The organism is Novosphingobium sp. BL-S-33, from assembly GCF_056857025.1.
On record NZ_CM166475.1, the window covers coordinates 1,372,966 to 1,385,495 of the forward strand.

The 12,530-nt window shown below is 59.7% G+C and carries 11 protein-coding genes; 6 read left to right on the forward strand and 5 right to left on the reverse strand.

The genetic code is table 11. The annotated features are described in order from the left end of the window. Positions 1-125: 125 nt before the first annotated feature. Positions 126-359, forward strand: coding sequence for a hypothetical protein (locus AC1VVM_RS22710; protein ID WP_482956595.1), 234 nt, complete (start codon positions 126-128; stop codon positions 357-359). Between the two features lie 221 nt (positions 360-580). Next, positions 581-1,720 (forward strand): glycoside hydrolase family 130 protein, encoded by a 1,140-nt coding sequence (locus tag AC1VVM_RS22715; protein WP_482956596.1) that lies wholly within the window; start codon positions 581-583, stop codon positions 1,718-1,720. Between the two features lie 570 nt (positions 1,721-2,290). Here the strand turns inward: AC1VVM_RS22715 and AC1VVM_RS22720 are convergent. Both AC1VVM_RS22720 and AC1VVM_RS22725 read right to left on the reverse strand, forming a co-directional pair. Continuing rightward, entirely contained in the window at positions 2,291-3,616 is a 1,326-nt protein-coding gene (locus tag AC1VVM_RS22720; RefSeq protein WP_482956597.1) for a glycosyltransferase family 4 protein, read from the reverse strand. Between the two features lie 72 nt (positions 3,617-3,688). Then, positions 3,689-4,804, reverse strand: a complete 1,116-nt coding sequence (locus AC1VVM_RS22725) for a DNA topoisomerase IB (protein ID WP_482905988.1) — start codon at positions 4,802-4,804, stop codon at positions 3,689-3,691. An 875-nt stretch (positions 4,805-5,679) separates the two neighbouring features. On the opposite strand from AC1VVM_RS22725, the gene AC1VVM_RS22730 reads away from it, so the two are divergent. The 3 genes from AC1VVM_RS22730 (at position 5,680) to AC1VVM_RS22740 (ending at position 7,385) form a co-directional block, all read left to right on the forward strand. Continuing rightward, complete coding sequence (locus tag AC1VVM_RS22730; RefSeq protein WP_482905989.1) at positions 5,680-5,883, forward strand: hypothetical protein; 204 nt, start codon at positions 5,680-5,682, stop codon at positions 5,881-5,883. Between the two features lie 218 nt (positions 5,884-6,101). Next, entirely contained in the window at positions 6,102-6,905 is an 804-nt protein-coding gene (gene xth, locus AC1VVM_RS22735; protein ID WP_482956598.1) for an exodeoxyribonuclease III, read from the forward strand. 9 nt (positions 6,906-6,914) lie between these two features. Then, the gene (locus tag AC1VVM_RS22740; RefSeq protein WP_482956599.1) at positions 6,915-7,385 is read left to right on the forward strand and encodes a cupin; all 471 of its coding nucleotides are present in this window, start codon (positions 6,915-6,917) and stop codon (positions 7,383-7,385) included. A gap of 53 nt (positions 7,386-7,438) precedes the next feature. Here the strand turns inward: AC1VVM_RS22740 and ligD are convergent, their stop codons facing one another. Beyond that, the gene (gene ligD, locus AC1VVM_RS22745; protein ID WP_482956600.1) at positions 7,439-9,949 is read right to left on the reverse strand and encodes a DNA ligase D; all 2,511 of its coding nucleotides are present in this window, start codon (positions 9,947-9,949) and stop codon (positions 7,439-7,441) included. A gap of 65 nt (positions 9,950-10,014) precedes the next feature. Further along, a complete protein-coding gene (locus tag AC1VVM_RS22750) occupies positions 10,015-10,956 on the reverse strand; it encodes a GNAT family N-acetyltransferase (protein WP_482956601.1) in 942 nt (313 codons plus the stop codon). Between the two features lie 138 nt (positions 10,957-11,094). Between AC1VVM_RS22750 and AC1VVM_RS22755 the strand changes: the two genes are divergently transcribed. Beyond that, the gene (locus tag AC1VVM_RS22755) at positions 11,095-11,337 is read left to right on the forward strand and encodes a KTSC domain-containing protein (RefSeq protein WP_482956602.1); all 243 of its coding nucleotides are present in this window, start codon (positions 11,095-11,097) and stop codon (positions 11,335-11,337) included. 268 nt (positions 11,338-11,605) lie between these two features. Here AC1VVM_RS22755 and ku read toward each other — a convergent pair whose 3' ends face one another. Beyond that, positions 11,606-12,511 carry a non-homologous end joining protein Ku gene (gene ku / locus AC1VVM_RS22760; protein ID WP_482956603.1) on the reverse strand — a complete coding sequence of 302 codons (906 nt, stop codon included), beginning with the start codon at positions 12,509-12,511 and terminating at the stop codon, positions 11,606-11,608. Between the last annotated feature and the right edge of the window lie 19 nt (positions 12,512-12,530).

The window sequence follows — 12,530 nt, forward strand, 5'->3', positions numbered from 1 at the left end:
AGATATCCAGCTCAAATCACCTTTCGATTTGGCCAGATTTCATCTCGCTGGTTGCATTATGCGGAACGCGGTTGCTGGCAAAGGCACCAAGCTCTCGCCAATTACTTCCAAAATGGAGAAAAACAATGCGTGCACTGCTGAGATTAGGAATCCTCGCCGGAGTTGGTTACTTCCTCTACTCAAAGTTCGCAGCATCGCAACGGCTGGATGACGATGACCGCGGCCCCGTGGGCTCGTCGGGCATTGTTCGCAATGCGGGACCAGAGGAGCAATCGGGCATCCGCAACGACGATTGGGATGCCGTGGACGAACAAGTCGACGGGAGTTTTCCTGCCAGTGATCCTCCAGGCAGCTACTGACGATCCCGCGGATTTCTCCAGTTTAAGTTCGCGGACATCGGGGAGCGACCTTGCGCGGTGCGCAACCCCAACCGGGCTCGGCCGTCTCGCACTGACCCAGTGCGCCGCGTCGTTCGACCGGCGGACTGGCCCCGGGTTCCGAAATCATGACAGATGCCCGGCGGTCGGTCCCGCCGGCGGCGTAGACCGACGCCACGGCCAAATTGTCGGGGGTAAAAGCAATGAAATATGACGTCGACGCCTTGGTGGTTCTCCCGGACGACATCGATCTGGCTCGCTCACCGCTCGCAAGCCACATCGAAGCAGAAACGTTCGTGCTGGGTGCTTTCAATCCGGGGCTGACCAGATTGCCCAATGGCAATTTGCTGTTGATGGTGCGCGTTGCAGAGGCACTGCGCAATCCGATAGCTGACGGCCACCTGCACACGATTCGCTGGGAGGCCGCGAGCGGGGGCCGTTTTGTCACCGACGCGTGGCCATTGGAGCTTGTAGACACATCGGATCCCCGCACAGTCCGACTTCGTGGAGGCGGCTGGAATATCATGGTCCTGACTTCGCTCTCATGGCTACTGCCTGTCGAACTGACCCCGGACGGGTTGAAGCCTTTAGCGTTTCACTACGATAAGGCGATTGCGCCAATAAACGGCTTGCAATGCTACGGCGTGGAAGATCCGCGCATCAGCTACGTGGAAGGTCAATGGCTCATGACAACCTGCTCGATCGGTCCCGAGCGGCAGTGCACTACGCTGTACACCTCGAGCGACGGGTTGGATTGGACATTCGCTGACATCCTCCTGGACCATCAGAACAAGGACATGCTGCTGTTCGAGGGCCTGATCAATAATGAATACTGGGCACAGACCCGCCCCCTTGGCGATGCGTATTTTGCGTACCCGCCTGGTAGCGAATGGCGCGCGGGACCATCGATAAATCTCGCTCATTCGCCAGACGGACGGTTTTGGAAGCCATTCCCTAAACCTGGAATTCGGCCACATGCCGCAACCCTGGCCACCGCGCGAATGGGCGGGGGAAGCCCTCCCCTGCTGACAAACGGCATCGAGGATGGTGGATGGTTGTCTCTCTGGCACGGCGTCGAACCGAAAGAACTGGTTGGAATTTATCGAACCTATTGGTCAATACTGGCCAGTGACGACCCCAGCATTACTGTTCGTTCGAGCCACGAACCGCTCATAGAACCTAGTCCGGAACTCACCAAACCGATAGAGCATCAAATGTATTTGCGAGATGTCGTTTTCACCACCGGGATTGTAGATGCTGGAAGCTACTACGTCGTCGCCTCTGGAGAAGCCGATCTCGCATGCCGCATCACCCATATACCGAAAACAGTCTTCTCTCCATAATTACGCCGGCAGCTGACTGGGTAACAACGAAGCACTCTTAATCTGAGATTTAAACGAATCCGCCAGGTTATTCGGAGTCGGCTAACCGGGCAGCTACGTCGGAAGCGAACCGACAGGGATCATGCCGTAGCCACAGCAGACCGGGGTCCTTCGTCTTACGTTCGAGCAAGTCGAAGAGCCAGGTTTCCGCGCCCGAGATCGCGCGCGTCACGGCCACCGCATCCTCGAATTTGCATCGCGGCGTCTACCGCGCGGCTTGGACAGGCTGAAAGCGACGCCCTACTCATCGATCACTCCGCTTCTTCTAGCCTCAATCGGCCGACAAAGCTTTCCGGGCAGCATCAAGCTGGATCGGCAGCCGGGCTTCGATCACCCTGCCTGCACCGATGATTGTTTCGATCGCGCAGAAATGACGCGAACGAGGGCCATCGTCCCCGCTCACCGTGCAAGCAGATCATTGGAACCTGTCATCATCGGTGCGAGGCAAAACCTTTAGCAACGCTACGCGCTGCAATGCGCTCCCGCTTGTTGCGCTTCAACCCGACCTTGCGGAATGCTGCGTTTTTGCCTTCATGGACTGGACAGGGCGGTCGCAGCGGAGCCTATGAGCCGGATACTACCGCAATCCTTTGTCTTAGGCGTCCGGCTGCCACAGGCACCGAACCCGGAAGCCTGTTCCTTAACCGCCTTGCTGATAAGGTCTGAACTCGCCTGCGCGAAGCGCGACCATATTGTCGACCGGCCGCGCGCATAGGCGCGTCCCTTCAAGCCGGCCAGAAAATCTGGCCGATCGAGAAGGTCGTTGACCGCCGCCGAGATAGCTGATGGTTTTTCTGGCGGGACGAGGCAGCCAACACCATCGGCGAGCAGCTCACGGGCGTGGATATACGGTGTGGAAACAACAGCCTTGCCTAGAGCCACAGCGTAGCTCAGCGTGCCGGACGTCGACTGCTGGAGGTTTGGATAAGGGGTGAGATAAATGTCGCAGGCCTCGATCTGATCGAGCAGTTCCTCAGTGCCGACAAAGCGATTGTCCCATTGCACATTATCTTCGACCCCGAGCGCCAAGACCCTCGTTTCGAGCAGTTTTCGGTATGCCTCGCCCTGCTCGCGGACGAGATTGGGATGCGTGGCACCGACAATCCGGTAGAGCACATCGGGATGTTTGGCAGTAATCGCGGGCAACGCCTCGATCGCTTGCTCGAGGCCCTTGCCCGGACCCAATAGGCCGAATGTCATGAGAACAGGGCGCCCCGCTATGCCGAGGCGCGCTTTGAAGCCCGCCTCGCGGCCGAACGGTCGGTCGGGAGCTCCGTGGGGAATCACCGTGATACGATCCGGCGAAAAACCATACAGCTCAGTGAGAAGGCCGCGGCCATGCTCTGACATGACCATGGCTTGATCAGTACGCGCCAGAATATGTCCGAGGATTTCACGCTGACCAGCGGATGGCTGTGAGAGTATCGTATGGAAGGTGACGATGAGAGGTACCTCGATCCTGTCGACCAGTTCGGTAACGAGAGTTCCATCGGGCCCGCCGAAGATGCCGTACTCGTGTTGAAGCCATACAGCATCGACGCCGGAACGGTTGATCTGCCGGGCCGCTTCCCGGTAACTCTCCGGTTCGTCAACGTTAATGATGTTGACGCGATCGCCGTAGAGCGGCGCCGCCTCGTGCAGGTCGAGTGCATAAACCTCGAAACTCGTGCGAGGATAAAAAGTCTCGACCTTCGTCTGGAGATCTTCGGTAAATGTCGCAATGCCGCATTTACGCGGCGCGTATGTGCCAATCACGGCAACATTGAAGCTTCTGTTGTCGGGTTTCGGCAAGAACGATTTCGGGCCCAAAGATGTGAATGGGACGAGCTGAGAGAAAGCGTTCTGCGAATTAATCATGCCGTCACCGTGATAGAGGGTTCGAACAATTAACGGACGAGGCAGGAGCGCGTTCCACGACCCCGCCGCGTTTCAAAGTGCGGGGATCTTGGCCTTGTCCGCCAGGCGACGTTGCAGAAAAGCGAGGACCACTGCCTCCTCGGGGCGAAGCCGAGACAATTCGTCCCGCAGCTCTTTTTCGACCGCGTCCCGTGCCTCAAGCACGAGTTCGTCGCTCAAGTAGCTGTCAAACACCTCAGGGTGAATGTAGCATTTTCGGCAGACCGTCGGCGTGTTGCCCAGGCGCGAGGCCACCGCTTCGATAGCCGCGCGCACGTTTCGCTTGGCGGCGGCCTCGTTATCCACCTTTTCGTATTCGGCAAGTGCCAGCGCAGCGAGCACCGTACCATTCCAGGTACGGAAATCCTTCGCGGTGATGTCCGCCCCCGAGATCTCTTTCAGGTAGGTGTTGATGTCGTTCGAAGTGACTTCGTACTGCGCGCCGTCCTCGCCGATATATTGGAAGAGATGCTGACCCGGCAGATCTTGGCTCGCCTTCACAATCTTCGCGATGCGCCGGTCCCTGAGCCTGAGCTTCCACTGCTTGCCGCTCTTGCCCTTGAAGTTGAAGCGAAGCTCTGATCCTTCAATCGCGACATGGCGGTCCTGCAACGTCGTAAGCCCGTAGCTCCTGTTCTGCTTGACATAGTCCGCGTTGCCGACGCGGATCATCGTGGTCTCGAGCAGATGGACGACCGCAGCCAGAACCTTCTCGCGTGGTAGGCCGCGCTTCTGGAGATCGGCGTCGATCCGCCCGCGCACGGCTGGCAAGGCTTTGGCGAAATCGAGCATGTGCTCGTACTTCGTGCTGTCGCGCACCTCGCGAAACTTGGCATGGTAGCGATACTGTTTGCGGCCCTTGGCGTCGCGGCCAGTCGCCTGGATATGGCCGTTCGGTTTCGCGCAAATCCAGACGTCGGCATAGGCCGGGGGGATTACCAGCGATGCAATGCGCTTCAGGGTCTTATCGTCCTTGACGACGTTACCGCGCGGATCGCGGTAGCGAAACTTGCCACGATAAGTTTGGCGGCTGATCCCCGGACTGTCATCACTGACATAGACAAGGCCCGCGTTTTCCGCCGCCTCCTGCGCATCGACTATTATTCCTGCCTCGCCGGAATGGGCCAGCGCGTCCTCTTGCGTTTTCATACCGCTTGAATCGCACGAAGCCGGATCGCGTTCCCCGAGATCAGACGGTGCATCCGCGTGTTGCGGTCTTTCATTTGCCAATGTCGCTGGCGCCGGAAAAACTGATCCTCCACATCCCGGCGTGCCCCGGCGCTAAAAGACATACGGCTGCCTAGCTAACGACTGCGCCGATGTGCGGTGGTTCAAGCGTACAGAAGCGAACCTCACGTAGATTGACTTAGGCAGAATGAGACCTTCATCTCATCAAAAATACCGCTCATGACCTCGGACCTGTTGAGCTAGCCACCTTCCCATGCGGTCCATGTCCCAGCAATTCTACTGTTGCAGGCTGGCCGCTCGATGAGGGCGCAGCCTTATTCAATTGCCGATTCATCTGCTTTTTCCAGCTAACGGATGTGACTTGGATGCGTCCCATGGGTGGAAGCGCGGAAGCGCGCACGCATCAATGCCGTCCGTGGAGGGAGAACATGACGTCACTGATCGACGAGCAACCCGAGCTCTTGCGCAGTCGAAGAGCGAGCGGGGGTTTTTCCGAGCGCCGGCGACTAACCCTAATACACCCTCACTTGAGTCTTGAATCAAATCGCGAATCAGAAGATTTTTTCATCCGACAGGTCAGGCCCGTCGCAGCGAGGAGAGTTGGAAGAAAGGAGGCAACACAATGTCCTCTCCAAATTTTTCATCTCTTTGAATTCATGGAACATCCCCAGGTTGCACCCGAGGTAAGGCGCGCGATCTTTTCATCGTGGGCATGGGACGCCTCTGCCGTGGAAGGTCAATCGGGATCTGAGGCGACCGCCAGGCGCTTCGGAACCACTTCGGTTCGACGACATTATGGCTGTCATGCGCACACTTGATAATCGCGAGGCATGATCATGGCAGACACACTGTTCAGCCTGCTGCGCAAAGAACGAGAACGTCTTGAGCTCGCAATCCAGCAAGCTGAAGTTCGGGGTGAAGGTGGCAAGCCGGACGTGCGCCGGCTTAAGGCCCTGCACCGTGCCGTGAATGACCAAATCCAGAGTTGGATGCGTGACCTTTACGGCAACGATTTCGCGTGCATCAGGTCGGCGGCATAACCCCGAAAAGGACCGGAAGCGATGCCGCGGAAGAGCCTTTGCACCAGGCAGCAAGGGTGGCCAACCCGCGCGCTGTTCGCCGCGCGCACGAGCCGGGCGGAAATGCAGTCAATTGACAAGGCCCCGCTTTTTCGGCCGCCGACGCTCTCACGTTGGGAGCGAGCGGGGTTGATGCCATCTTCCAGTTTTCCGCCGTAGGGCAGGAGCGGCCAGACCCTGTGAAAATTGCAACTTACAACGTCAACGGCATCAATGGGCGTCTTCCAGTGCTCTTGCGCTGGCTTGAGCTTGCCGAGCCGGACATCGTCTGCCTGCAGGAACTGAAGGCGCCGCAGGACAGGTTTCCAGAAGCTGCAATCGCGGCGGCAGGCTATCAGGCCATCTGGCATGGACAGAGCCGCTGGAACGGTGTCGCGATTCTCAGCAGGGTCGGTGAGATTCACGAGACCCGCCGCGGGCTTCCTGGCGACTCACAGGATATGCAGAGCCGCTACATCGAAGCGGCTATCAACGGAGCGCTCATTGCCGGGCTCTATCTTCCCAATGGCAATCCGCGGCCGAGCGCCAAGTTCGAATTCAAACTGAGATGGTTTGAACGACTGCGCGATCGTCTTGCGGAGCTTGTAGCGCTGGACGCTCCGGTGATCGTTGCAGGAGACTTCAACGTCATGCCCACGGATCTCGACGTCTACGCACCCGAACGCTGGCGCGACGATGCTCTCTTCGCACCGGAAGTGAGAGCGGCTTACGCCGGGTTGCTCCAGCAGGGATGGACCGACGCGCTCCGGCATCTTCATCCGCATGAGGCCATATACACGTTCTGGAAATACTGGCGCGGCGCCTTCGAGCGCGACGCGGGCCTCAGGATCGATCACGTCCTGCTCAACCCGAGTGCAGCCAGGCTTCTGGTGGCGGCCAAGGTGGACCGGCGAGCACGCGGCTGGGAAAAGACCAGTGATCATGCGCCCGTGTGGATCGAGTTGAGCAATAAGCCCGCTCGCAGGGTTCGGGGCAAAGCTTAGGAGCATCCCATGGCCCCAGAGAAATTCCTCCTCGATCCACATGGCTGGGTGCCCAACAATCAGCGTTTCCCGGTACTGGTCTACCGAAGTGTGGAAAGAGGTGAGCGAGAACAAATCGCCGACGCCTTTGAGAAGCGCTTCGCAGGGCATGGCTGGCCGCCGAAATGGCGGGACACCATATTCGGCTTTCATCATTATCACTCGACCACCCATGAGGCATTGGGCGTCGCGAGCGGCCGCGCCTCGCTGGTATTGGGCGGGCCAGGCGCCCTGATCGTGAGCGTTGACGCGGGCGACGCACTCGTATTGCCCGTCGGCACCGGCCATTGCCTGATCGAAGCGAGCGATGATTTCCTGGCCGTTGGCGCTTACCCTCGGGGAAAGAAGTGGGACATTTGCCAGGACCCGCCATCGAAGGAGGCACTCGAACGCATCCAGACGATGGGGGCCGCAAAGCGAGATCCTGTTATTGGCGGATGATCGCGCAGCGCATGAACAGCAAAGTCCGGCTTCAGGTCGTCTGGCAGCGACCTTCACAGGTCGGGAAGGATCTGGTCCGCGCGCCCCCAGTGGGCGAGATTCTTCGACCCGGCGCGCTTCACCATCTCGGCGCCGTCGCCGATGTGCCAATACGAAGGTTTTTCGATGTCCCGCAATTCCTCCCAGGTCACCGGCACCGCGATCGGCGCGAATTCGCGGCTGCGCGCACTATAGGGCATGACCGCTGTCGCGCCGCGCTGGTTGCGCAGGTAATCGACGAAGATCCGCCCAGTGCGCCTGGCTTTTGCGAGAGCGGCCGTGAAGCGTTCGGGTTCTGCCTGAGAAAGCGCCAGGGCAAAGCGGCGAGCGAAGTCCTTCACATCCGCCCATTCCGCCGACGGAATGAGCGGAGCGATGACATGGACGCCCTTCCCGCCCGTGACCATCGGAAAGGTCGTCAGCCCCATCTGCGCGAGCATGTCCCGGACGTGAAGTGCGGCCGAGACGACGTCCTTGAAGTCCAGCCCCTCGTCGGGATCGAGATCGAATACAAGTCTATCGGCTTTCTCGATATCCTCGATCCGCGCACCCCAGCCATGGAACTCGATGGTACCCATCTGAACACACGTGAGAAGGCCCGCTGGCGTATCGACAAACAAGTACGCTTCTTCGTGGCCGTCCTTCTCGCGAATACCGATTTGCTTGACCGCGCTGCCAAAGCTCCCGGCATCATGCTTCTGAAAAAAGCATTTGTTGGCGCGGCCCTGCGGGCAGCGAACCAGGCTTATTGGCCGGCTTCCCGCCCAGGAGAGCATGATTGGCGCGACGGTCTCGTAATAATCCGCGAGTTGGCCTTTGGTGAGTTTTCCCTCCGGGTAGATAACCCGGCCGCGGTTGCTGATCTGCACGGCATCTGAGGCCGGAGCGATCGCGAGGTCCACAGGCGTCGCTGCCTCCAGCACGATTGCCTCGGGCTTCTTGTCTTCGCGCAGTCCAAGGTAGCTTGGATGCCGAAGGACGCCTTCATCGGTAAATTCGATGTACGCGATCTCGGCAACCAGCTTGGGCGCGATCCAGCGTGCGGCGCGAACGGCGGCGCGCGGCGCTTCGACCGTTGCTTCATCGCGTTCGAGCGGCGACATGATCTTCATCAATCGCTCGATCTCATCGCCGGTAAAGCCGGTGCCGACCTTGCCTGCGTAGCGCAGTTTGCCATTTTCGTTGACCCCCAACAACAGCGAGCGAAATCCGCGCCGTTTGTCGGACGGTGTCCAACCCACGATCACGAACTCCTGGCGGCGAATACACTTGGTCTTGACCCAGGTGCCGCTGCGCGAACCGCTATACCGCGCATCCACTCGCTTCGAGATGACGCCTTCGAGCCCAGCGCCGCAGAAGCTGGCAAGGAGCTTCTCGCCACTACCGACAATATGGTCCGAATAGCGAATTCGGCCTCCTTCCTTGCTGATCAAGGCGGCGAGCTTTTCCTTACGTTCAATGAGCGGGAGACCGGTCAGATCCTCCCCATCGAGTTCGAGAAGATCGAACGCGAAATAGTCGATGGCCTCGGGATTTGCCTTGAGCGCCGTTTGCAGGGCCTGAAAGCTGGTACGGCCATCGGGAAGGGTAACGACCGCCTCGCCGTCTATGAGCGCGCTGCGGGCTCCAAGCTTCTGCGCCTCGGCAATGAGCGCTGCGAAACGGTCCGACCAGTCCAGGCCCGATCGGGTGTAGGCCCGCCCTTCACTTCCGCCGACGGCGAGAAGCGTGCGGTATCCGTCATACTTGAGTTCATGGAGCCAGCGATCGCCAGGTGGAACACAGTCGACCAAGGCGGCGAGTTGCACGGGTTGGAAGGGCGGGGGCGAGCTCGCTTTCCTGCCTCGGCCCGGCCCGGCACTATCCCGATTGGGAGCCGTGACGGGTTTCCCATTTCTCGCCTTACGCTTCGGGACCGCTTTGCCCGCAGCTATCTCCTCCATGGTGCGGCCGGTATCGATGCTTGAGAGATTGGCGCCGGTCAGCTCATCCGACCCGCCTGCAAATTCATCGTGCACCTTGCGCAATATCCAGTTTTCTCCCTTCTCCTTGCCGCGCGGCTTGAGGCGGAAGAGGATCCATTCGCCCTGCATGCGGCGACCATGAAGGACGAAATGGAGGTGGCCTTCGGTCAGGGTCTTGCGGGGATCCTTACCTGGAATCGTTTCCCACGTGCCATTGTCCCATAGCATCACGGTCCCGCCGCCATACTCGCCTTTGGGGATCGTGCCTTCGAAGCGCGCGTAATCGAGCGGATGGTCCTCAGTGCGGACTGCGAGACGCTTGTCGTCGGGATTGTTGCTCGGCCCCCGGGTAACGGCCCAACTTACCAGCACGCCGTCCAGCTCGAGCCGAAAATCAAAATGAAGGCGCGATGCCGCATGCTTTTGAACGACAAAACCGTTGCCGGTTGTGGGGCCGGTCGCACCGGAAGGCTCTGCGGTACGCGAAAAATCACGTTTCTCGCGATATTTTCCGAGACGCTCCTCCGCCTGCGTATGCTTTGTCTTGAGGGCTCGTGCCATGTCGGTTCCGATCGATATGCCAGTTAATCGATGCTGAGCCGAACTCGTTCCCTCGCCGCCTTTCCCTATTCTCCGAGGTCGCGGATGAAACGATAGCTTGTTTGTTCAAAGCCGAGCGAGCGAAAGAAATTATGACTGTTATCGATCGTGATATCGCTCAGCGCCTCGACCTGCATGCATCCAGCCTTCGCCAGCGCCTTCTGCGCCTCAGCCAGCATGACCGTTGCGATGCCCCGCCGCCGATGCGCTTTATCGACGACAAGCACGATCAGGCGGCCCAGCGCACCGTGATGGACAGACGGAATGATCGACCACTCACAGCAACCCACGAGCCCACCGAGCTCGGCCACGATCAACCCGGCCTTCGCCTTTCGGACGATGGCCAGATTTGTTTCCACCTCGCTTGGCTCAATCGCCACGCCGGAAAGCTGATTGAGCAGCGCCGCCAGCTCCTCGCTATCGGCGGTGGCGGCTGGACGGACAACCAGCACTGGGTCGGGTACGGGTTCCGGCGAGGACTCGTTCCTTGATCTGGGCTTTTCGGTGGGCCGGGATAGTTTCTCCTGCGCCGGTCTGGATTGGGGAACGAGCCTCAAAGCCGGTTTTGAGCGGGTTCCACCTGCTAGTTCCTTTTTGCCAGGCGACGGATTATCCGCACCAGACGCCGTTCGGCGGCGCGGGCGCTGCCCGGAGCGCCGCCGAACAGGTGCATCTTCATCGTCGGGCTCGGGCGCTGGAGGCTTTTTCGGCTGTTGTGAACGCTGCGGCGTCGCCTCGGCGGATTGCTTCCATGTGCCAAGCTCGCTTGCACGCAGAAAATCCTCGATATCCTGCGCGTTGGCGGTTAGCCCGTTTTCGCCGACACCAAGAAGGGCCTTGCCACTTTCATCCGTCAGCCCATACTTGCCGTAGTCACCGACGCCGGGCTTGCGCCGCCGGGAGCGCAGCAGCTTGAGCCCGCGATGCTGGGCCATCTCGCGCAGCTGATCGTCGCTTGCCAGCGCCATTTAGTGGAAATCCGGGGCTACTGACCCGAAGTCGGATTTTCGCGGGTTATCGAACTCAGCATTGGCCATCTTCCCTAAGATGCAGTCGGATCGAGTCTGAGCCGGGAACGAGCCGCTGCTCCGTGCGATCGGTAGGATATGCGCACGCACCGCTTCGCTCACTCCTCGATGATCGATCACATCGCCTACGATGACGAGGCCGGGACCCTCAGGATCTCTTTCTACCAGACCGGCGACTATCTCTACTATGACGTGCCTGCGTCCCTCTTTGAGGCCTTCCGCAGAGCACCTTCTGCAGGGACGTTCTTCAACGCGCGTATCAAGGACCATTTCCGGCACCTGCGAAATCCCGGGCGCCGGCGCTTTGGGCCAAATGGCTGAGCAATCAGGCTTCACCGAGAGCACGATAAACCGACATCAGGTGCCGCGACGCCACTGCGCGGGCGCGTGGCGAGCGGATGGTCTCCTCATTTGTCTCGTGCAGCATAGCGAGCATGTCGAGCACCTCCTGTCGCGGCATGCCTGTCTCGCGAAGATGCGTTCCGATCAGTGTCAGGAGGTTGGCCCAAAGCGTTATCGCCCCTTCGGCGAAAGCGGCATCATCGTCCCCAAGCCCTGGGGCGGGATGATCTAGGCTTTCCCTCACGGCTCAGGCCCGCTTGCGCGTCGATGGCTTCGCAGCCGATTTGGTGGCCGGCTTCTTGGCGGCGGGCTTCGCAGCTTTCTTAGCGGCTGGCTTCTTGGCAGTCGTTTTGGGCGCCGCCCTGCCCGTGCTGCCGAGCGAGTTTTTGAGCGCCGCCATCAGATCGACGACGTTCGAGCCGCGCGGATCCTTGCCGCCGTCGTCGGAATCGATGTTGAGGGTCTTGCCCTTCTTTTTGCGCTCGATGAGCTCTTTGAGGGCATCGGCATAGCGATCGTGAAATTCGGCCGCGTCGAACTTGCCGGTCTTTTTGTCGATCAGCGTGGTAGCCAGGTCGAGCAACTCCTCGTCGGGATCCGCATCGCCGATGTCGCGGAAATAGCTCGTCGCCTTGTTGACCTCGTCGGCGTAGCGCAGCGTCTCCATCACCATGCCGCGCCCGCAGGCCTTGATGCTGACGACGTACTCCCGGCCGCGCATGGCGAGTTGCCCCAACCCTATCTTACGGGTGCGCCGCAGCGCTTCGCGAAGAACGATGAACGCCTCCTCTGCCAGGTCGTCGGCCGGCACGACGTAAAAGGGCTTATCGAAATAGATCATGTCGACATCATGCGCATCGACGAACTGGGTCAGCTCGAGCGTCTTCTTGCTCTCGAGCTTAACGCCCTCGATCTCCTTCTCGTCGAGCAAGACATATTCTCCCTTGGCATACTCGAACCCTTTGACGATGTCCTCGACGTCCACGGGACCGATGCCGGGCACGACCTTTTCGTATTTGATGCGCTGGCCCGAGGGCTCGTGAATCTGATTGAAGGCGATCGTGGCTCCGCTCCTGGTGGCGGAATATATCTCGACAGGGATCGAAACGAGCGCCAGGCGGATCTGGCCTTTCCAGTATGGACGTGCAGCCATCTGTCCTCTCCTTCAGGCA

Coding starts and splice junctions, on each gene's coding strand:
- AC1VVM_RS22710 (WP_482956595.1), top strand. CDS start 126: ATGCGTGCACTGCTGAGATTAGGAATCCTCGCCGGAGTTGGTTACTTC.
- AC1VVM_RS22750 (WP_482956601.1), bottom strand. CDS start 10,956: ATGGCGCTGGCAAGCGACGATCAGCTGCGCGAGATGGCCCAGCATCGC.
- AC1VVM_RS22715 (WP_482956596.1), top strand. CDS start 581: ATGAAATATGACGTCGACGCCTTGGTGGTTCTCCCGGACGACATCGAT.
- AC1VVM_RS22720 (WP_482956597.1), bottom strand. CDS start 3,616: ATGATTAATTCGCAGAACGCTTTCTCTCAGCTCGTCCCATTCACATCT.
- AC1VVM_RS22730 (WP_482905989.1), top strand. CDS start 5,680: ATGGCAGACACACTGTTCAGCCTGCTGCGCAAAGAACGAGAACGTCTT.
- AC1VVM_RS22725 (WP_482905988.1), bottom strand. CDS start 4,804: ATGAAAACGCAAGAGGACGCGCTGGCCCATTCCGGCGAGGCAGGAATA.
- ligD (WP_482956600.1), bottom strand. CDS start 9,949: ATGGCACGAGCCCTCAAGACAAAGCATACGCAGGCGGAGGAGCGTCTC.
- AC1VVM_RS22755 (WP_482956602.1), top strand. CDS start 11,095: ATGCGCACGCACCGCTTCGCTCACTCCTCGATGATCGATCACATCGCC.
- AC1VVM_RS22740 (WP_482956599.1), top strand. CDS start 6,915: ATGGCCCCAGAGAAATTCCTCCTCGATCCACATGGCTGGGTGCCCAAC.
- ku (WP_482956603.1), bottom strand. CDS start 12,511: ATGGCTGCACGTCCATACTGGAAAGGCCAGATCCGCCTGGCGCTCGTT.